Source organism: Lentimicrobiaceae bacterium (assembly GCA_028697555.1).
Lineage (GTDB): Bacteria > Bacteroidota > Bacteroidia > Bacteroidales > UBA4417 > UBA4417.
Map to the genome: position 1 here is coordinate 16,536 of JAQVEX010000002.1, position 21,767 is coordinate 38,302.

Below are 21,767 nucleotides of genomic sequence, written 5' to 3' on the forward strand. Positions count from 1 at the left end.
TAGCCTTTGGCTATTAGCCATTAGCCAAACTCAGCCAACAGCCAACAGCCAATAGCCAATAGCCAATAGCCAATAGCTAATAGCTAATAGCAATGACAATTTATAAAAGGTTAAAACCAAAAGTCGAAAAGGTTAGTCTACTTTAACAAACTTCTTCAGTTCTTTATCGTAGTTATAAATTCTACCCTCTTCAATTTGGTAGTACCAACCATATACGTTTAGCTCGCCTGCTTTAACTTTTTTTCGGATATACGGGTAATCCATCAAGTGTTTGATTTGCAGTACTACGTTAAGTTTTTCGGTGTAGGCTTCACGTTCTTCCAATTTCAACTTATTTTTGGCAATTTTTTTCTCTACACGTTCTTTCACGGGTCTCGCAAGTTCGAGCCAATTTCTGGTTTGGGGTAGTTTTTTCAACTCTTTATCTTTGTACAAAGCTGCACAACCGCCGCAATTAGAGTGCCCACAAACAACTATATTCTTTACTTCTAGCTGGTTTACTGCATATTCTATTACTGCAGATGTAGCAACATAAGTAACGGATTTTCTTTTGTAAAGAGGAACGAAGTTGCCAATGTTACGAACTACGAATAGCTCGCCGGCTAAGCTTTTGGTTAGCATGTGCGGAACCACACGCGAATCGGAGCAGCCAATAAATAATGTGTGAGGAGTTTGTTTTTCTTTTAATTCGTCGAAGAGGAGTTGATTGGGAACAAATTCCCGAGTGTTAAAATCGCGGATACCTTCCAATAAACGGTCTTTGTTGGTATCGGGTGTTGGGTTTGATGATGACGTTTCCATAAGCTTTATATTTTTTGGGTTGTTTTTTTGAGTTTGCGAATTTTTACATTTCGTTTTCCTATTGCCTGCTATGTGTAATAACGTCGCTCAATTTGTTTGGTTTTTTACTTTGAGATAAAAAAAGTTGTCTGTATTACTTAGACAACTTTTTTTAATCAAAGTAAGTCATAAATAAGAATTACGAACCTAACTGAAAGCGTTTCAGGTCGGTAACGGTAAAGTTCTTATCAATTCTTTGCAAGTAATCTTTAACGGAAACCTTAGCTTCGTTAATAAATTCTTGTTCCAATAAAGTGTTTTCTTTAAAGAATCTGTTAAGTTTACCCATAGCTATTTTTTCAAGCATTTCTTCGGGTTTACCTTCTGCTCTGGCTTGTTCTTTACCAATTTCAATTTCTCTGTCTATAGCACTTTGAGGGATACTGTCTTTATCAACTGCTAGCGGGTTCATTGCTGCAACCTGCATTGAAATGTCATTTCCAATTTGTTCAATATCATTTACATCTTTTTTGTTGAAACCAACTATTGCAGATAATCTGTTATCGAAGTGATTGTAGGCAGCGGTATAAGGGGCAGTAATGTGTTCGTAGTGAGCCAACTGCATTTTTTCGCCTGTTTTACCTATAAGATGTGTAACACCTTCTTCTACAGTAAATCCGTCAATTTTTATTTGAAGTAGTTCGTCCAACGATTTAGGTTGATGTTCAATTGTTGCATCGCTGATTTTGTTTGCAAAGTCGATAAAATCTTGATTTTTTGCAACAAAATCGGTTTCACAGTTAAGCATAATAACAGATGCAAATCCGTTGTCGGCTGTAGTTCTGGCTATAACAATACCTTGATTTGCGTCTCTGTCGGCGCGGTTTACTGCTACTTTCTGACCTTTTTTTCGTAGTATATCGATAGCTGCTTCAATATCTCCGTTAGATTCAACCAATGCTTTTTTGCAGTCCATCATGCCTGCTCCTGTTATTTTTCTGAGTTCATTAACTTGAGCTGCTGTAATATTTGCCATAATAGAATTTAAATTTTTAAGATTATACGTTTTTGTTTCAGAGGATTATTTTCTCTTGCTGATGTTTTTTCTGGTACGTTGTTTTCTAGAATCTTCTTCGTCGCCTTCGCCTCTAACGATTCTTTTGCGTTTGCCTCTTTCTTTTTTGCTGTCTTCCATATCGTCATCTTCATCATCGTCGAAGGTGCTTACTTTGGTATCGTCGTCTTCTACTTCAACTTCGTCTTCAATTTTATCTTTTTCAAGTTTTCTTTCGTTTTTACCTTCTTCAATTGCTTCAATCATTTTAGAAACTATAAGAGCTATTGATTTCGAAGCGTCGTCGTTGGCAGGTATTGGGAAGTCAACCAAATTTGGGTCGCTGTTGGTATCAACGATAGCAAATGTAGGTATTCCTAATTTTCTTGCTTCGTCAACGGCAATATGTTCTTTCATAATATCGACAACAAATAGCGCCGAGGGTAGTGTGTTAAGTTCGGATATTGAGCCTAAGTTTTTTTCTAAGTTAGCTCTTTCGCGTGTAATTTGTAGGCGTTCTCTTTTAGAAATACCATCAAAAGCCGGACTGTTCATCAATGCGTCAATCGACGACATTTTTTTAACGGCTTTGCGAATGGTTGCAAAATTAGTAAGCATACCGCCGGGCCATCTTTCGGTAACGTAAGGCATTCCTGTTGGTTTTACAAGTTCGGCTACTATTTCTTTTGCTTGTTTTTTAGTTGCTACAAACAAAATTTTTCTACCCGATTTAGCAATTTGTTTCATAGCTGCACTTGCTTCATCAAGTTTGGCTATAGTTTTGTATAAGTCGATAATGTGGATTCCGTTGCGTTCCATAAAGATATACGGAGCCATATTCGGATTCCATTTACGTTTTAGGTGACCAAAGTGGCAACCTGCATTTAATAATTCTTCAAAATTTGTAGATGTCATTTTTTATTCTTCAATTAATTAGTTTACATTCTGTTAATTTCAATTGGTAAGTAGCCATTATAGGGTCTTATCAATTTAGATACTAAACTTCCTTCAGCAAAATGCATATTAACGTTTACTAAATTGGAAGCGTTTACGAGCTTTTTTCTGACCGAATTTCTTTCTTTCAACCATACGTGGGTCGCGTCTGAGCATTCCTTTGGCTTTAAGAGCCGGACGTAATTCGGCGTCTTGTTCTATAAGGGTGCGAGCTATGCCCAAACGTAACGCTTCGGCTTGTCCAGTCATACCACCTCCTTTTATTGTAGAAACAACGTCGTATTTATCCAAATTTTCGGTAATTTGTAAAGGTTGCAGTATATTGTTTTGTAACATCGGGGTAGGAAAGTATTCTTTGTAATCTTTTCCGTTAACTGTAATACTACCGTTACCGGGTTTCATAAATACTCTTGCAATTGCTTTTTTACGTCTGCCTACTGATAATATGTTTTCCATTTTTATTTAATTTCGTTTAAATTGATTTTTACTGGTTTCTGAGCTTCTAAGTTGTGTTCAGGTCCTTCAAAAACTCTAAGGTTTCTGAATAGTTGGTTTGCTAATTTATTTTTTGGTAGCATTCCTTTAACGGCGTGTTCAACTATGAAGCATGGTTTTTTAACAAGCAATTCTTTAGGAGTTCTAAATCTTTGTCCTCCGGGGTAGCCTGTATGTCTGACGTAAACTTTATCGGTCATTTTTTTGCCTGTAAAGTTAATTTTGCTGGCATTTATAACAACAACATTGTCGCCACAGTCCATATGAGGCGAAAAATGAGGCTTGTTTTTACCTCTGAGTATATAGGCTATCTTTGAGGATAGACGTCCTAATGTTTCATTTTCAGCATCAATCAATACCCACTTTTTCTCAATAGCAGACTTTGACGGTGTTGCTGTTTTATAACTTTGTGTGTTCATTTTTTCAATAAAATACTGTTATTCAATTATTTTAATTTTAATTTGGATAAAAACGGTTTGCAAAAGTAGATATATTTTTACACTTAACCAAATGATTGAACATTATTTTTGTATTAAAAATCATTGTTGTCCAATAAATGCCATTAGTCCCGAAGTTTCGGGACTGTTAGCCGTTGGCTGTTGGATAGTGATGGGTGATGGGTGATGGCTTGTCCCGAGTATTCGGGAGTGATGGGTGTGTTTTTAGTTCCTAGTTTTAAGTTATGAGACAAGAGTTGAGACACTCAGAACTCTCCCGAAACTTCGGGACAGAACTATACCCGTAACTCGCACCACGCAACACTAATCAAAAAAAGCTAATGACTAAAAAATATATTTATAAGGCGTTATAAGTAAAAATTTTGCATAAAAAAAACGAAAGCCATAACTAATGCGGCTTTCGTTTTTCGCTAATATTATTATGACTTATTTTATATTAAGCTTAGCTTTTACTTGTTGTGTTACGTCTTCGCCACCATCGGAAAACAGAATTAAGTCTTCAACAAGGTTAAAGATGTAGGCATAGTTTCCTTCTTTTGCTACCTCGTTAATAGCTGCTTTTACCTTTTCAATAAAAGGCTCAATCAGTTCTATTTGTTTGTTGTTTAATTCTTCGTTTGCCGAACGTTGAAATGCACCAATACGTGTTTCCAAGTCGCTAAGTTCTTTTTCTTTTGTCGATTTTATAATGCTTGACATTGTATTGACATTTTTTTGGTAGTCAATAGCTTTTGTTTCGTATTCATTTTGCATTATAGTAAGCTGATTTTGCAAGTCGTTGATGTATTTTTCCAACACTGTTTTCACGGTATCTTGTCCCGGCATTTGTTCTAAAACTTCGTTGAACTTTACGTGTCCTATTTTACCGGCTTTTTGAGCGTACATGCTGCCACTCAATAAGATTATGCCTGCTAAGGCTAAAATTTTTACAAAAGATTTTCTCATCGTTATTAATTATTTTTTTAGTTCCTAATTTGTTTTTGCAAAAGTAGCAATAAAATTATATTAAGCTGTTTTTTAGAAAAAATTAGCAATTATTTGTACGTATAACCTAAATGGTCGAGTATCATTTCGCTGATATCGTATTTTGGATTTGAGTAGATAATAGTTGCATTACCGGCTTTATCTAAAATAATTGCGTAGTTTTCTTCCTTTGCAATTGCTTCAATGGCTGTGTATATTTTTTCCTGAATTGGGGTAATAAGTTCTTCGCGTTTTTTTTGTAAATCGCCATCTTTACCGAAGCGTTTTTTTTGCAATTCTTTTACTTCCTTTTCCTTATTAATTATTTCATTTTCTCTTTTTTGCTTCATTTCTTCGGGTAGCAAAACCGCTTCTTTTTGGTATCTTTTGTAAAGATTGTCGATTTCCGAAAACTTTTCTTCAATTTCTTCTTGCCATTGTACCGAGAAATTTTCCAATTGAGTTTGTGCATCGCCGTACTCCGGAATGTTTTGCATGATGTATGCCGTGTTAACGTAAGCTATTTTTTGAGCCTGAGCCGACAAAAAACCTGCTAATAAAGCTATGGTAATAATAATGACTTTTTTCATTGCTTAAAATTTTTGTTTGAGTTATTATTTTCTTTTTCAAGATATAGGAACAACAAAAAACTTGCCAAATTTAATCAATAGATGAGTTTATGGAGAAGTGGAACTGACCCTTGTTGGCAGAAGGCATACCAGGGATTGGGTCAAATCCGTAACCCCAGTCTAAACCAAGCAAGCCGAACATTGGTAAATATACTCTCAATCCCACACCTGCCGATCGTCTAACGTTAAATGGGTTGTAGTCTTTAATTTTGTCCCAAGTGTTTCCGGCTTCAACAAAAATAGATGCATAAATTGTTGAATTCGGATTAAGGGTTAGCGGGTACCTTATCTCTAATGTGGATTTGTTGTATATACTGGCACCCTTTTTAGTTGTGGTTAGTGACTCGTTTTCGTAACCTCTAAAGCCTATAACCTGTCTTCCGTCGATGTAGCCGTAGCCGCTCATTCCGTCTCCACCCATAACGTATCTGTTAAATGCAGTAATGTTTAAGTCGGGGTTGTATTTTCCTATAAAGCCGGCTTTTGTCCTAACCATAAGCACCAAGTCGCCTACAATTTGCTGATAAAATGTAGCGTTTAGCTTCCATTGGTGAAACTCAACCAAGCGATATTTGTCCACATTGCTTTTTTGTTCGTAAGCATTAGGAAACATAATGGAGTAGGGTGGTGTAGCTTCTACCGATACGCTAAATTCGGAACCTACTCTGGGGTAAATGGGCGCATCGTTTGAGTAACGACTTAAACCAATTGTGTACGAATAGTTTTGATACAAACCGTTACCGTCGAGAACAGCAAGGTATGGAGTGTAATTTCTTAGTCGATACTGTTGTAAGTTTAGCGAGTGGAAGAAACTGAAATAGTTGTCGGGCCAATTCAGACGACGACTTAATCCAACACTAAAACCTAAAATATTATATTGTATCCAATCTTCTTTTGCTTCCTTATAGTTGTGTGTGAGATTGGAATTGTAGATAGAAACGCTAAATTGGTTTGGTCTTTTGCCTCCCAACCATGGTTCGACAAATGATGCTGAAATGCTGTAATAACCTCTGCCATACGATTGACCTCTGAGCGATAATCTTTGTCCATCTCCCGAAGGGATAGGTTTCCATGATTCTTTTTTGAAGAATTTTTTAGTGGAAAAGTTATTAAAAGAAACGCCCAAGGTTCCTATGAATCTTCTAAAGCCCCATCCGCCCGATAGTTCTAATTGGTCAGAAGATGTTTCTTCAACGCTATAAGCTATATCCACGGTTCCGTTATTGGGGTCGATGTTGGTAGGGGTAATTCCCATAGTTTCGGCGTTAAAGTATTTTAGTTGGCTTAAAGATGTACGGCTTCGCAAAACATCCGAACGGCTGAATAATTGTCCGGGTCGGCTTGCCAATTCGCGAATTATTACTCCATCGTTTGTTCGTGTGTTGCCCGAAACAGTAACCTTATTTATACGCATTTGCTTGCCTTCTCTAATTCTTATTTGCATATCAATAGAGTCGTTTTCAACTCCCATAATAACGGGTTCAATATTGCAGGTAAGGTAGCCGTCGTCGGCAAATAAGCTCATTAAATCAACACCTGTAGGGTTGAAGTTTAAGACCGTTTCTAGATATTCAAGGTTGTAAACATCTCCTTTTTCAATGCTTATAAACGATGCAAGCTCCTCGGAATTGAATTTGGTGTTTCCGGCAAAAGTAATGTCTCGGTAGTAATATTTATTGCCTTCGTTAACGTGCAGGTCTATATTCAGGCGTTGTTTGTTGATATTGTAAACCGTATCTTCGGTAATGTGAGCATCGATAAAGCCGTGGTTGTGGTATTTTCTGATTATGTTTTGTTTATCTTCTTCGTAATCTTTTTCTAAAAATTTAGAACCTTTAAAAACACGCACTTTTATGTTTTGGTCGGCTAAATCGTTTACCGTATTGGGCAATTCGTTAATACTGTTATCAAACAGGTGATAGAAAGCCGAGTAAATTGTTTGGTTTGTAAATTTTAAGAAGTTGTATTTTCCGGCTTCTTTGGTTTTCTTCATAGCCGATTTGATAGCTGTTTGGCTAAGCTTATCGTTGCCGTAGATGTTTATTTTTTCAATTCTAACCTTTTTACCTTTATTTATGCTGATTTTTAAGTCAACAAAATTTTTGAGAGATGTGTCTTCTACTTGTACGATGTTTACTTTGGTAGCCGAAAAACCCTTATTTTTATAATGTTTTTGAATGGTATTGCTAACTCTGTTGATTAAGTTTTCGGTAACGACGTCGCCTCTCGATATTTTTAATTTATCGCGAAGGTCGGTGGCTTCGCCTTTTCTAACGCCAACAATGCTGAATTTTGATAATCGTGGGCGTTCGGTAACAATAATATCTAAAAATATTTGGTCGTTGTGTATTCTGTTAGACACTATTTTAACATCTTCAAATAAGCCTTGTTTCCAAATGTTTTCAATAGCTTTTTTAATTTTATCGCTTGGGATTTCAATTTTGTTGCCAACACGCAATTCCGAAATTGAAATAAGCATTGAAGTGCTTATATGTTGTGTTCCTGTAACCGTTATACCTCCAATTGTATATTCTTTTGGGGCGGCGTAGTTTACTTCCAACTTTTCTTCGCCAATAACAATTTGAGCTTTTATGTTTTGAGCCAACAGTAGCGCAATGATAATTAAAAGTATGTTTATGTATTTGTTTTTCATTTGGTTTTGCTATGTAAAGCTTATATTTATCAAATTGTTATGCCTAAAAATCTGTTTACTTAAGTATTTGTTTACCTGTTTTGCCAAAACGTCTTTCTCTGCTTTGGTAGTTGATAATGGCGTCAAACAAGTCTTTTTTTCTAAAATCGGGCCAAAGTACGTTGGTAAAATATAGTTCGGTATATGCGCTTTGCCACATTAAAAAGTTGCTGGTTCTAACTTCTCCACTTGTTCTGATCATAAGTTCGGGATCGGGAACATTCGGGTCGTACATATAACTTGCAATTAGCTGCTCGTTTATATCTTTTTCCGAAATTTTTTGTTCCAACAAGTCCGAAGCTATTTTTTTAACTGCACTAATAATTTCGCTTCTACCGCTGTAGCTAAGAGCTAAGTACAAGTGTAGGTTGCTATCTTTAGCATCGGTTTTTTGAATAGCTTGCAAAAGTTTTTGTTGCACTTCGGGGTATAATCTTTCGGTATCGCCAATAGTTTTTAAGCAAACTTTATTTTCTATCAAGCCGTCGGTTTGTGTATCAATTGATTCGATTAGCAGTTGCATCAGAGCATCGACTTCACTTTTGGGGCGATTCCAATTTTCGGTAGAAAAAGCATAAACAGTAAGGTACTTAACACCTATTTGTATAGAACCCTCGATGGTATCTTTAAGAGCGTCGATAGCATTTTGGTGTCCGAATATTCTATCTTCGCCTCTACGTTCTGCCCAACGTCCGTTTCCGTCCATAATAACGGCAACGTGTTGGGGAACACGCTCCTTATCTATCATTGAGATTATGCTATCAAGTTTTGTTTGCTCCATAATTAATCGACAAAGGTAATATTTATTTTAGCATAGTATATTTACTTGTGTTAAAATATTTTAATTGCAAAATGACAGTTTGCTGAGAATTATTGGTTTAATAGTTACTATAATTCTGTTGATTTAAGCATTTTTCATTTTTCAATGAACTTAATTTAACAGTAACCGTAAGTCCAGCAAATGAATACCAATCCTTATCTTTTGAGTTACCCCTTTTCATACCGTCCATGTGCGATTTGTTCGGGTCGGAGGCTAAGATTTCGTTAGTGTTGGGAGCATTAGGGTTGGAAGCTAAATCCATATAGTATGTGCGACTTACATCATCAAGATAATCGGTAAAAGTTTTTCGCATGCCCCATTCCAAACCTAATCCAACGTATTTGTTCAAGCTGTACTTAACACCTATTCCAAATGGAATACACAATGAAACCAATTTGTATTCGTCGGGGCGGTCGTTTCCTGTGTTTTGTCCTTCGGTGTGCAGTGGTTTAAGTTCTACCCAATTGTCGTTGACGTAACCTTTGGGGTTAAACGTAAAGAAACCAACTCCTCCGAACATGTATGGAGTTATTCTATGCTTGATACTTCCGATGAAGTAACGCAAAAAATTAACTTCGGCTTGAACGCTTCCTTCAATAATTTGCGATTTGAAATTAAGATTTCTTTCCAAATTAGCTTTACTCACTGCATCGTCGGCTTGCACTGTTCCCATAAATCCTTGTGCTCTAACTGCAACGCGGTCGTTGAAATTGTACCTGTACAAAAAACCACCGGCAGCCTTAGGCATTAAAAACGGTTTGTTCGGATTTAGTTCGCCCATGTAGTACATAACTCCGCCGGCAAATCCCAACTCGCCGTATCCCTGCGACTTACCCGTTTGTATTTCTATAACTAAAACACATAGCAGTAGTGTGAAAAGGTGTTTTATTTTCATTGTTTATATTCGATTATTTTACTTTTTGTTCAAATTCTAATATCTTTTCCCCAATTTAGTTTTGTTCGCAATGTAGAGAAAAAGTTTTCGTTCAGTCGTTGTATAAGTCTGACTTTATGCTCAGACTTGCGCACCAATATAACCGTGTCGTTATTGATGTTAAAACTTTTACCGTCGACAGTAACTAAAGCTATATTTTCTCTACTTTCAATTTTAATTTTAATTGTACCATTATCAGGAATAACGAGTGGACGTACCGATAAATTGTGTGGAGCTATAGGTGTTATTAAAATAATTTTGCTGTCGGGTGTAACAATAGGTCCGTTGCAACTCATAGAGTATGCGGTTGAGCCGGTAGGAGTAGCAACAATAATTCCGTCGGCTCTAAATGAGTAAATAAATTGGTCATTAACCCACACGCTGTTTGTAAGCATGCTACCGGTGTCTTTTTTGTTTATTGAAATTTCGTTAATAGCCATATACTTGTGCTCGTTAAACAAAATAGACAGCAGTGTACGTTTTTGTGTGGTGTATCTTCTTTTAATAATTTCGTTGAGAGCTTCCGAAACTTCGTCTTTTTGGATGCTGGCTAAAAAGCCCATACTTCCGACATTAATTCCGGCAATAGGAACGTTGGTGCATTTGACCAAATGCACAGTGTCTATTATAGTACCGTCGCCACCAATTGACAATATCAAATCTATGTTACTGCATTTGGTTATCGGTTCATCAAAGGTTTCAACATTTTCAATCTCGGGCAATTCCGATATTAAATCATCGTATAATGTATGCCAAATAAGGAGTTTGCAATTTTTTTTAAGCAGAAGCTTAACAACACCGACAACTTCGGGAATTTGTTCGGGTCTGAGTTTTTTTGAGTACAAGGCAACATTCATATCACAAAATATTAAAATTTATAACCAATGCTTAGGCTCGCTCTAAATGGAAGTTTTAGTTCGTTCCATATTATTGCTTTGCCTATGCTTAAATTTACAGGACCTATAATAGACATATAGCCAACATTTACACCCACTCCCCAAACCGAAAAATTGTGATTTGGGATATTGCTAAATGCGTTGATATTATCAACGCTCCACGCGTAGCTTACCATTGGGGTTAGGTATATTTTGTTATACACATTGTATTGTGCGCTTAAAGAAAGCGATAAAAAACCGTTTAACGGTAGTTCTCTATCGTTTAAGCCTATAAACGATATGTTTGAGCTTAATTCTTTTTCGCAGAAACCTCCCAGAGTAAATATATTGTTAAAATACATGTAGTCGGTAGATTTTAGGAATCTGCCTTTGGCGATGAAGAAGCCTATAGATGAATTTGCTCCTATCGTCAATTTGGGCAATACCAAAAAGCGGTGTTCGTAGCTAAACAAACCTCTAAAAAAAGCTTTAGTATTAGGCTTTGTATAAAACATACTGATAGGATTTATATAGTCGTATATTATATACGAACCAGTATCTACAGTGTTAAGTCCTTTTAGCTTGTACTCGTTGTTAAAGCTGTATTTTAGTTCAAAATAGGTTCTGTTGCCGCTTTTTGGATAGTACGAAGTTTCAAGATTATTTTGTCGGTAAGTTAAATTTACTGCAAGCCCAGAGTGTCCGTAAAAGTTACCTGGTTTGTAAACGTCTATAACATTATCGAATGCGTTTTTTTTGGTATTCAAATGTTCAAGTTCGTACAGGAAATTAAATTCTAAATTAGAGTTGTTGTTTATCAGATATCCTAATCCTACCGAAAAAACCAAGTCGCCTTTGTTGTAGTTGGGCTGTCGGCTCGAGCTCAGGTCGTCGGTGTTTAAAATAATATTGTTACTGTTTAAATTTTTGTAAGTAGCCTTAATTTTGTACCAATAGTTTTTTGTGGGATCAAAAAACTGATAGTGATTTAGCTGAGCTTTTATTCGTTCGCTAAGGTCGAAAGTGAATAAAGAACGAGAACGCTTTCCGAGTAAGTTGTAAAAAGTATAGTTTAAAAGCAGTCCGGTTTTTTCTTCAGTATCGTAGTGTACTGCTAATTTGAAGATACCTGCTTTTTTTTCTTTAATAAAAATATTAAGCTGTTGTTTGTTGTTGGTATCTTCGGAAATGTTGAAGTATGCGTTGTGAAACAAATTGGTTCCGAATATTTTATCAACACCTTCTTGTATTTGATAGAAATCGTATTTGTTGTTTGGTTTTAGCAAACTTGTACTATTTAAGAACCATATAGTCGATTTATCGGTAATTGGTTGGTTGTTTTGATAGAAATAGTTGATTTTTGATATATCGTTTGTGATATTTTTGTTTATATCGCGGGTTTCAAAATCACATTCCTTTTGCATATTTGCGATTTCGACAAGCTGCGGCAATATTTTTCGTGCTTCCAGTTCTCCAATTTCTATTATTTCCTTGAACGAAGCGAAGTCGGCTACGTTGTATTTGTCTATTGCAACATTCAGATTTAATAAAATATCGCAGTATCGCATTTGGTATTTTGCATCGTCTATCGACTTAAGAGCAACTGCTCTTGATAGTATTTGAGCTACATCATCAATATTATCGTCAAAAAACATTTTATATCCGGTGTAGCTTCCGATAACTATGTCGGCACCCATATTTTTGGCTTCCAAAACGGGAAAATTATTATCTAAGCCTCCATCTACAAGCACATTATCATCTATATAAAACGGTTCGAAAGCTCCTGGAATTGCCATAGAAGCCCTTACAGCTGAGGGTAATGAACCACTTTTTTGTACTATTGTACCTCCGTTTGTAATGTCGGAAGTCATAATGCGAATAGGTATGGGCAAACTGTCGAAATCAAATATATTGCTTACGTGGTAAGTATATTCGTTAAACAAGGAGGAAATATAATTCCCTTCGATGATGGAAGTGGGTATTGTAGGCAAACCTTTTTTTATTGGCAATTCAAACAAATATTGTCGGTACTCGCTTTTTTCGTTGATGCTGATTTGGGATAGAGGCATTTTGTCGGATATAACCCTTTCCCAATCAATGTTGTAGCATATTGTTTTAATATCTTTTGCCGAAATCCCCGATGCGTACAAACTGCCTAAAATGGCTCCCATGCTTGTTCCGGTAATATAATCTATTTTTATATTTAGCGAATCAATCATTTGGAGCAATCCTAAATGAGCTAAACCTTTGGCTCCGCCACCGCTAAGAGTTAAGCCCACCTTAGGACATGTTGTTTCATTTTGAGCAATAACGCCTTGATTTGCAACTAAAAGAAGTAATAATACGAGTAAACTTATTTTTATTGATTTGCAATTTTTCATAAACGATTTAGCTCAAAAAAACAATAAATAGAAAAAGTCCGTTTTATTTTCACAAAAGTAAAAAATATTACAGATAAATAGAGCCTTTGGTGCTTAAATTTATTATTTGTGCATTAATAAATTGTTAGGATAATTTGCACTTAATTTTCAGAAAGCATAACAATCGTTTTTAATTTTACTGTAATGCTTTATCTGCATTTGCGGCACATAAACCAACAAGGGCGGAGGTGAACTCCGCCCTTGTTGGTTTTATAAGAAATTTAGAAAAACTATTCGTCGTCTTTTTCTTCTTCTTCGTATGCTTTAAGCAATTCTGTTTGAATATCGGCAGGAACTTGGTTGTAGTCGCTAAATTTAAGCGTGTAAGTACCACTACCCGATGTAATTGAACTAAGAGCAGTTGAGTATTTGTTCAATTCTTTCAAAGGAACTTTTGCTTTAATAATTTGGTATCTGCCTTCGCTGTCCATACCCATAATAACGGCTCTACGTCCTTGCAAGTCGGTCATTATATCGCCCATTCTGTCGGCTGGAACCATAACTTCTACGTCGTAAATCGGTTCAAGAATTTTTGGTCCGGCGTTTCTAAAGGCTTCTCTAAATGCATTACGTCCGGCAAGTTTAAATGCCATTTCGTTTGAGTCAACGGGGTGCATTTTACCATCGTAAATATTGACAACAATATCTCTTGCGTATGAACCTGTTAGTGGTCCTTCTTCCATTCTTTCCATTATACCTTTTAGAATAGCAGGCATAAATCTGGCATCAATGGTACCTCCAACAATACAGTTGTTAAACACAAGTTTACCGCCCCAAGGTAATTGATGTTCTTCGGTTCCACGAATTGGGAATTCGCTTTGCATTTTCATTCCTGGGGTGTATGGCTCAATAAGCATGTGAACTTCGCCAAACTGACCTGCACCACCTGATTGTTTTTTGTGGCGATACATTGATTTTGCCGATTTGGTAATAGTTTCGCGATATGGAATTTTTGGAGTTAAAAACTCAACAGGTATTTTGTCGATATTTTCAATATTCCATTTAACTGTATTTATATGAAGCTCGCCCTGACCTTTTATCAAAATTTGTTTCAACTCTTTAGAGTATTCAACTAAAAGTGTCGGGTCGGTTTTGCTAATATCACTTAATCTAGCACCCAATTTTTCGTCATCACTTGTGTTTTGGGCTTTTATAGCCATTGTGATTTTAGGTTCCGGATAAACAATAGGCTCTAACTGTGTTCCTTCAGCTTTTGCCGAAGCCAATGTATCGCCTGTTTTGGTATTTTTTAGTTTAATTGTTGCAGCAATATCGCCGGCTGAAACTTTCTCTAATTTTTCGCGTTTTCTGCCCGCAACTGCGTACAACTGCGACATTCTTTCTTTTCCTGAGTTGGTCGAATTGACAAGGTCTATAGATTCGGTAATATCGCCCGAAAAAACTTTAAAGAAAACAATTTCGCCTAAGTGCTCTTCGGTAGCTGTTTTAAATACAAAAGTTATAGGTTGTTCGGTTGAGCTACATTTTATTTCGTTTCCTTTTGTGTCTTTAGCAGCAGGAACTTCATCGGGAGCTGGACATGTTTGAGTAATAAACTCCATTATGCGGTTAATACCTTTATTTTGCTTCGATGAAGAACAGAAAACGGGATAAAAACTTCTGTTAATCAAACCGACTTTCAAGCCTTTTTCTAATTCTTCGGTTGTCAAAGTACCGTTTTCAAAGAAAGTTTCCATAAGGTGTTCGTCGCTTTCGGCAGCTTTTTCAATAAGCTCATTGTGCAACTCTTCAGCTTTAGCTTTGTGGTTATCGGGTATATCTACCAAAGTTTGTTTACCGTTATCGTCAAACTTAATCATTTTCATGAGCAAAACATCAATAACAGCATCAAAGTTATGACCGTCAGAAGCTGGGAATTGTATAATTGTAACTCCGCCTCCAAATTCGTTTTTAAGCTGACGTACAGTTTCTTCGTAGTTGGCTTTTTCGTGTCCCAACTGATTTACAACAAACATTACGGGTTTGTTGGTTTTGTTGGTGTTACGCATTGCTATTTCAGTTCCGACCTCAACACCATTTTGAGAGTTAACTGCAATTAAAGCAGTATCGGCAACTTTCAAAGCTCCCATTACTTCACCAACGTAGTCGTCGAAACCCGGACAGTCGATAATATTTATTTTTTTACCGTTAAATTCGCTGAAAAGTACTGTAGAATAAACAGAGTTTTCACGTTCCAACTCTATTTCTCTGTAGTCCGAAACGGTGTTCTTATCTTCTATTGTTCCTCTTCTGTTAATAACGCCACCTTCAAATAACATGGCTTCGCTAATTGTTGTCTTGCCCGATTTGGCACCGCCTATAATAGCTATATTTCTAATTTCGCTTGTTTTGTAGACCTTCATTTTTTGTTATATATGATTGATTAAAAATTAATTAAAAATGGGTGCAAAGTTACAAAATGTATCAATATTTACAATGCTTTATTTTATAAAACTCTAACTTTTGTTGTTTTTATCATTTTTAAAACCACCGTATAGCCTTAATTTTATTGCGCTTTTAGATGTATATTAATTTTTTAAAAATAAAATAAAAAATTACATCTGTAAGCAGGTTTTTGTAGTACATTTGTACACATAAAAAATCAGTAATAACAATGAAAATAGGAATATTAACAGCCGGTGGCGATTGTCCCGGAATAAATGCCGCAATTAGAGGGGTTTGCAAAACGGCAATATCTACATATGGTATGAAAGTGTTGGGTTTTTCTTCGGGTTACCGAGGCTTAATCGAAAAAAACTATCAGGAACTTAAAGAAGAGCAACTTTCGGGTATACTTACCTTAGGAGGTACGATATTGGGCACTAGCAGAGATAAACCTTTCCAAAGCGGCTCAAAAGAAAGTGTTAAGCTTATAAAAAAGAATTACAAAGATTTGGGTTTGAAGGCTCTTGTTGTGATAGGTGGCAATGGCACTCAAAAGACTGCTTCGCAATTAGCCGATGAAGGCTTAAACATTATAGGTATTCCCAAAACTATTGATAATGATGTTTATGGAACCGATGTTTCTTTTGGCTTCGATTCAGCCGTTATGATTGCTACCGAAGCAATTGACAGACTGCATACTACTGCCAACTCGCATAACAGAATTATGGTTATTGAGCTTATGGGACACCATGCAGGTTGGATTTCTTTGTATTCGGGCGTCGCAGGTGGAGGCGATGTTATTCTTATTCCTGAAATACCTTACGATATTAAAAATATTTCCAAATATCTGAAACAGAGAATTAAAGAAGATAAAAAATATTCTATAGTTGTTGTCGCCGAAGGAATTGAAAAGCCCGAAGACGAGTACGCAGCATCGTATATATCTAATATGATACAAAAAGAAGTTGGGATTGAAACCCGAAAAACCATTTTAGGCTATATACAAAGAGGTGGTACTCCTTCGCCTATGGATAGGATATTAGCTACCGAATTCGGCTCTCATACTGCAGACCTTATTGCTCAGCAAAAATTTGGAGTAATGGTTTGCAAAAACGGCAATAACATTGAGTCTATTCCACTTAGCGAAGTTGGCGGAAAGATAAAACTCGTTTCCCCCGACAATCCTTTGATAGAAAAATCTAGAAAAATGGGCATTTGCTTTGGCGATTCATAGTCGATAAAAAGCTGAAAAGTTAAGATTTCCAAATTTACATTCGTAATTTTTAATTACAATACTTGTTAGTGCGATTTTTGTATTTTTGCGAAAAAATTGAACAAACTTGTTTGGTTTTAAACGTTATAGTACGATAATAATAGAAGAATAAAATGGACAACGAACCAAATAAAATAATAAAAGATTTTACCAAAAGCGACTATAAATACGGGTTCTACACCGATATTGAAATGGAAACAGCCGAAGTTGGTCTTAATGAGGATACAATAAGGTTTATTTCGGCAAAGAAAAACGAACCCGAATGGTTGTTGGAATTCAGACTTAAGGCTTACCGAAAATGGCTCACAATGGAAATTCCCAATTGGGCTCATTTGGAAATACCCGAAATTGATTTTAACGATATAATTTATTACGCTGCACCAAAAAGGAAACCCGAACTTGAAAGTCTTGACGAGGTTGACCCCGAACTTATTGAAACCTTTAACAAATTGGGCATTTCTCTTGAAGAACAAAAACGCCTTACAGGCGTTGCTGTCGATGCTGTCATCGATAGTGTTTCTGTTAAGACCACATTTTCCGAAACATTGAGCAAATATGGAATTATTTTCTGCTCTTTTAGCGAAGCCGTACAAAATCACCCCGAATTAGTGAAAAGATATATGGGCAGCGTTGTACCGCCCAGCGATAACTTTTTTGCAGCCCTAAATTCGGCTGTATTCAGCGATGGTTCTTTTTGCTACATTCCAAAGGGTGTGAGATGTCCGGTTGAGCTATCCACATATTTTAGGATTAATGCAGCAAATACCGGTCAGTTTGAGCGTACGCTAATTATCGCTGACGAAGGCTCTTACGTTAGCTACATGGAAGGCTGTACAGCTCCTATGAGAGACGAAAATCAGCTTCATGCGGCTATTGTCGAAATTATTGCTTTGAAGGATGCCGAAGTCAAGTACAGCACGGTTCAAAATTGGTACCCGGGCGATAGTGAAGGTAAGGGCGGAATTTACAACTTTGTTACAAAACGTGGTATTTGCAAAGGAAGTCATTCAAAAATATCGTGGACTCAAGTTGAAACGGGCTCGGCGATTACTTGGAAGTATCCAAGCGTAATTCTTGCAGGCGATAATTCAGTCGGCGAGTTTTATTCGGTGGCAGTTACAAATAATTATCAGCAAGCCGACACTGGAACAAAAATGATTCATCACGGGAAAAATACCAGCAGCACCATTATTTCAAAAGGTATATCAGCCGGAAGAAGTAATAACAGCTATCGAGGATTGGTAAGCATAAACAAGCGAGCAGAAAATGCCAGAAACTTTTCGCAATGCGATTCGTTGTTGCTCGGCGATAAATGCGGTGCTCATACTTTTCCGTACATAAAAGTCGAAAATACAAGTTCAATAGTTGAACACGAAGCAACTACATCTAAAATATCCGAAGAACAGCTTTTCTATTGTCAGCAAAGAGGTATTGACATGGAAAATGCAATAGGTCTTATTGTAAACGGCTACGCCAAAGAGATTTTCAAAAAACTTCCTATGGAGTTTGCTGTTGAGGCACATAAGCTACTTTCAATTTCTTTGGAGGGAAGTGTAGGATAATCAAATTAATAATAAATTTCACCAAAATTATAATATGTTAAGTATCAGAAATTTAAAAGTATCAGTTCAAGATAAAGTAATATTAAAAGATATAAATTTGGACATAAAACCCGGCGAAGTACACGCTTTGATGGGTCCTAACGGTACCGGAAAAAGTACTTTGGCTTACGTACTTGCAGGCAGAGAAGGCTACAAGGTGGAAACCGGTTCAGTCATATACAACGGCAAAGACCTTTTGGAACTTTCTGTTGAAGAAAGAGCTTGCGAAGGTATTTTCTTAGGATTTCAGTATCCTGTTGAAATACCCGGCGTTTCTATGCTGAATTTTTTGCGTACAGCCATCAACGAACAACGTAAATATAAAGGAATAGACCCAATTTCTGCAAAGGATTTTATGGCTAAAGTTGAAGAAAAAAAGAAATTGGTAGAAATTACCGAAAAAATGAGCAATCGTTCGGTAAATGAAGGTTTTTCGGGAGGTGAAAAAAAGAAAAACGAAATTTTCCAAATGGCTATGCTTGAACCTAAATTGGCAATTTTAGACGAAACCGACTCGGGACTTGATATAGATGCACTAAGAATTGTCGCCAACGGAGTTAATCAGCTTAAACGACCCGACAATGCGGCTTTGGTCATCACTCACTATCAACGACTTTTAGAGTACATTATTCCCGATAAAGTGCACATTTTATTCGACGGCAAAATAGTTAAATCCGGTGGAAAAGAACTTGCTCTTGTGTTGGAAGAGAAAGGGTACGACTGGATTAAAAATGAAACAAATTAATACAATTGGAGGTTATTTTTAATGAACGCTACAATTATTAATACTGAATACGATTTGAAAAACCGAATTGAGCAGGGTTGGGAGCAAAACAGCGAATTGTTCTTAACGGGTTCAACTCATATCGATGATATGAAAAGAGAGGCAATGGAGGTTTTTCAAAATTTAGGATTTCCTACAAAAAAATGGGAAAAATGGAGAGAAACCGATTTAAGCATTAGTCTGAGCAAGAAGTATAAATTTTCCCATCAAGAACCTGATAAAAACTTCGACCCAAATGAAGTTTTTACCTGCGACGTGCACGGACTTGACCTGCCAAAACTGTTTAAATTCAATGGCTACTTTGTAAGCAACGGTTTTGATATGCAATTGCCCAAAGGCGTTATTATTTGCAGCTTAAAGCAAGCTTTTGAAAACCACCCGCAACTAATTGCCGATAATTTCAATAAAGCGGAAAATGTTTCCGACAGTCCTTTTTACAATCTGAATACGGCTCTTTTTCAAGACGGACTTTTCATCTATATCCCCGACAATATTGACTTTAAACCTACTTTGCAATTAATAGATTTGGTTATCGGCAATGAAGGTATGATGATTAATTCCCGAAACCTGATTGTTTTGGGCAAAAACAGCAGTCTATCTATGATATACTGCGAAGAATCGGTGAATATGCTACCCGGATTTATCAATTCCGTTTCCGAAATTGTTGTCGGCGAAAATAGTACAGTCGATCTTTGTCGTATTTTGAACAAAGATGACGAAACCACTGTTGTTAGCTCTATTTACGTAAATCAAAACAGAGACAGCAATTTTACGACTTCTTCGTTTTGTTTTAATGGCGGAACAATTCGCAGCGAAGTGTACACCGATTTGAACGGCGAAAATGCCAACACCGATATTTCGGGTTTATATATCATGGGCAAGAGTCATCATATCGACAATCAGGTTGTTGTAAATCACAACAAACCACATTGCACGAGCAGCCAGCTATACAAGGGAGTGCTAGACGACCAAGCATCGGGTGTTTTCAACGGATATATATACGTTAAGAAAAACGCATATCAAACCAACGGAATGCAAACCAACAGAAATATTTTGCTTTCGGAAAAGGCAAAAATGCACACACGTCCGTTTTTGGAAATTTACAACGATGATGTAAAATGTTCACACGGCGCTACAGTAGGGCAGTTAGACCCTATGGCAATGTTTTATTTGAGAACTCGAGGCATAAGTCCCGAAAATGCAAATATTTTACTGCTTTACGCTTTTGTGGTTGAAGTTGTGAATAAAATAGCCGAACCTATGCTGTTTGCTCAAATTGACGATATGGTTAAAAAGCGCCTCAGAGGCGAGTTGGCAATGTGTAACCAATGTGTTTTAAATTGCAGAAAGCACGAAAACGAAAGTAAATTATTACAGTTTTTATCTCAAATGTAGATGAACGAGCATATAAATAATAAACTTGTATCTTATAAAGATAAAATAAAGGCAATTCGCAAGGATTTTCCTATACTTGATATTCGTTTGGATAACAAGCCACTTGTTTATTTCGACAATGCAGCAACAACTCAAAAGCCGCAGCAAGTCCTTAACGCAGTTGCCGATTATTACAATACCACCAATTCCAACGTTCATAGAGGTGTGCATAGGCTAAGCAATCAGGCTACAACTTTGTTTGAGGAAGCAAGAAAAACAGTCGCCGAGTTTATTAATGCCGGCGAAGCTGAAGAAATTATTTTTACAAGAGGAACAACGGAATCTATAAACCTTGTGGCTTGGTCGTTTTGCGAACTTTTTTTGAACCAAGGTGATGAAATAATTGTTTCGGAACTTGACCATCATTCTAATTTTGTGCCATGGCAAATGGCTTGCAAACGCAAAAAGGCAACTCTGAAATTTATTCCGATATTACCTTCGGGACAATTGGATTTGAACAAATTTGAAGAACTTTTGAGCGAAAAAACCAAAATAGTTGCCGTTGGTCATGTGTCCAACACTCTCGGCACAATCAACGATATTGAAAGTATTATCGAGTTATCGCATCGCAGAAATATACCCGTTTTTATTGACGGAGCTCAAAGTGCACCGCATCTTAAAATTGATGTAAAAAGGTTGGATTGCGATTTCTATGCGTTTTCGGGACACAAAATGTATGCTCCTATGGGTATTGGCGTGCTTTACGGCAAAAAAGAAATCTTGCAAAAACTTATCCCTTATCAGTTTGGAGGCGAAATGGTAGAAACAGTCGGCTTTGACGATACTACGTTTAACCAATTGCCGTACAAGTTTGAAGCAGGCACGCCTAATGTCGGAGGTGCTGTAGGTCTTGAAGCTGCAATCAAATACATCAATTCGATTGATAGAGATTTTATTTTCGAATACGAAAATCTGCTAAAAGACTATACAAGCAGGCGTTTAAACCAAATTGAAGACCTTGATTTGCTTGCCAATATTGAGAATAAAGTAGGTGTTTTTTCTTTCAATGTTAAAAATCAGCATAACTACGATGTTGGCGTACTTTTGGACAACTTCGGCATTTGTGTCAGAACAGGAACGCATTGTACACAACCGCTTATGCAAAAACTCAACATATTAGGTACTGTAAGAGCTTCGCTAAGTTTTTATAATACGGTCGAAGAGGTTGATTTCTTTATTGAGTCGTTAAAAAAAGTCATTTCAATTTTAAAATAAA

General features: G+C 36.6%; 18 protein-coding genes. 5 read left to right on the forward strand and 13 right to left on the reverse strand.

Annotated elements, in window-relative coordinates:
• Nucleotides 1-132: 132 nt before the first annotated feature.
• The 13 genes from PHP31_00405 to PHP31_00465 form a co-directional block, all read right to left on the reverse strand.
• Nucleotides 133-801 carry a carbonic anhydrase gene (locus PHP31_00405; GenBank protein MDD3737743.1) on the reverse strand — a complete coding sequence of 223 codons (669 nt, stop codon included), beginning with the start codon at nucleotides 799-801 and terminating at the stop codon, nucleotides 133-135.
• A 178-nt stretch (nucleotides 802-979) separates the two neighbouring features.
• Nucleotides 980-1,816 carry a translation elongation factor Ts gene (gene tsf / locus PHP31_00410; protein ID MDD3737744.1) on the reverse strand — a complete coding sequence of 279 codons (837 nt, stop codon included), beginning with the start codon at nucleotides 1,814-1,816 and terminating at the stop codon, nucleotides 980-982.
• Between the two features lie 45 nt (nucleotides 1,817-1,861).
• Nucleotides 1,862-2,749, reverse strand: coding sequence for a 30S ribosomal protein S2 (gene rpsB / locus PHP31_00415; GenBank protein ID MDD3737745.1), 888 nt, complete (start codon nucleotides 2,747-2,749; stop codon nucleotides 1,862-1,864).
• A gap of 108 nt (nucleotides 2,750-2,857) precedes the next feature.
• Nucleotides 2,858-3,244, reverse strand: a complete 387-nt coding sequence (gene rpsI / locus PHP31_00420) for a 30S ribosomal protein S9 (GenBank protein ID MDD3737746.1) — start codon at nucleotides 3,242-3,244, stop codon at nucleotides 2,858-2,860.
• 2 nt (nucleotides 3,245-3,246) lie between these two features.
• Entirely contained in the window at nucleotides 3,247-3,702 is a 456-nt protein-coding gene (gene rplM / locus PHP31_00425) for a 50S ribosomal protein L13 (protein MDD3737747.1), read from the reverse strand.
• 465 nt (nucleotides 3,703-4,167) lie between these two features.
• The gene (locus PHP31_00430) at nucleotides 4,168-4,686 is read right to left on the reverse strand and encodes an OmpH family outer membrane protein (protein MDD3737748.1); all 519 of its coding nucleotides are present in this window, start codon (nucleotides 4,684-4,686) and stop codon (nucleotides 4,168-4,170) included.
• A gap of 89 nt (nucleotides 4,687-4,775) precedes the next feature.
• Nucleotides 4,776-5,294, reverse strand: a complete 519-nt coding sequence (locus PHP31_00435; protein MDD3737749.1) for an OmpH family outer membrane protein — start codon at nucleotides 5,292-5,294, stop codon at nucleotides 4,776-4,778.
• A gap of 70 nt (nucleotides 5,295-5,364) precedes the next feature.
• On the reverse strand, nucleotides 5,365-7,986 hold the full coding sequence (locus tag PHP31_00440; GenBank protein MDD3737750.1) for a POTRA domain-containing protein: 2,622 nt from the start codon (nucleotides 7,984-7,986) through the stop codon (nucleotides 5,365-5,367).
• Between the two features lie 55 nt (nucleotides 7,987-8,041).
• Nucleotides 8,042-8,806, reverse strand: coding sequence for an isoprenyl transferase (locus PHP31_00445; protein ID MDD3737751.1), 765 nt, complete (start codon nucleotides 8,804-8,806; stop codon nucleotides 8,042-8,044).
• A 97-nt stretch (nucleotides 8,807-8,903) separates the two neighbouring features.
• On the reverse strand, nucleotides 8,904-9,740 hold the full coding sequence (locus tag PHP31_00450) for a DUF6089 family protein (protein MDD3737752.1): 837 nt from the start codon (nucleotides 9,738-9,740) through the stop codon (nucleotides 8,904-8,906).
• A gap of 29 nt (nucleotides 9,741-9,769) precedes the next feature.
• A complete protein-coding gene (locus tag PHP31_00455) occupies nucleotides 9,770-10,636 on the reverse strand; it encodes an NAD kinase (protein ID MDD3737753.1) in 867 nt (288 codons plus the stop codon).
• Between the two features lie 11 nt (nucleotides 10,637-10,647).
• The gene (locus tag PHP31_00460) at nucleotides 10,648-13,035 is read right to left on the reverse strand and encodes a patatin-like phospholipase family protein (GenBank protein ID MDD3737754.1); all 2,388 of its coding nucleotides are present in this window, start codon (nucleotides 13,033-13,035) and stop codon (nucleotides 10,648-10,650) included.
• 269 nt (nucleotides 13,036-13,304) lie between these two features.
• Nucleotides 13,305-15,437 (reverse strand): elongation factor G, encoded by a 2,133-nt coding sequence (locus tag PHP31_00465; protein MDD3737755.1) that lies wholly within the window; start codon nucleotides 15,435-15,437, stop codon nucleotides 13,305-13,307.
• A 251-nt stretch (nucleotides 15,438-15,688) separates the two neighbouring features.
• Between PHP31_00465 and PHP31_00470 the strand changes: the two genes are divergently transcribed.
• The 5 genes from PHP31_00470 to PHP31_00490 all read left to right on the forward strand — a co-directional run bounded on the left by PHP31_00470 (nucleotide 15,689) and on the right by PHP31_00490 (nucleotide 21,766).
• Nucleotides 15,689-16,693: an ATP-dependent 6-phosphofructokinase gene (locus PHP31_00470; GenBank protein ID MDD3737756.1), complete on the forward strand. Its 1,005-nt coding sequence runs from the start codon at nucleotides 15,689-15,691 to the stop codon at nucleotides 16,691-16,693.
• 152 nt (nucleotides 16,694-16,845) lie between these two features.
• Nucleotides 16,846-18,294: a Fe-S cluster assembly protein SufB gene (gene sufB, locus PHP31_00475; GenBank protein ID MDD3737757.1), complete on the forward strand. Its 1,449-nt coding sequence runs from the start codon at nucleotides 16,846-16,848 to the stop codon at nucleotides 18,292-18,294.
• Between the two features lie 34 nt (nucleotides 18,295-18,328).
• Nucleotides 18,329-19,078, forward strand: coding sequence for a Fe-S cluster assembly ATPase SufC (gene sufC, locus PHP31_00480; protein ID MDD3737758.1), 750 nt, complete (start codon nucleotides 18,329-18,331; stop codon nucleotides 19,076-19,078).
• A gap of 21 nt (nucleotides 19,079-19,099) precedes the next feature.
• Nucleotides 19,100-20,512 (forward strand): Fe-S cluster assembly protein SufD, encoded by a 1,413-nt coding sequence (gene sufD, locus PHP31_00485; protein MDD3737759.1) that lies wholly within the window; start codon nucleotides 19,100-19,102, stop codon nucleotides 20,510-20,512.
• Complete coding sequence (locus PHP31_00490; protein ID MDD3737760.1) at nucleotides 20,513-21,766, forward strand: cysteine desulfurase; 1,254 nt, start codon at nucleotides 20,513-20,515, stop codon at nucleotides 21,764-21,766. It abuts the gene before it with no gap.
• The last annotated feature ends 1 nt before the right edge of the window (nucleotide 21,767 follow it).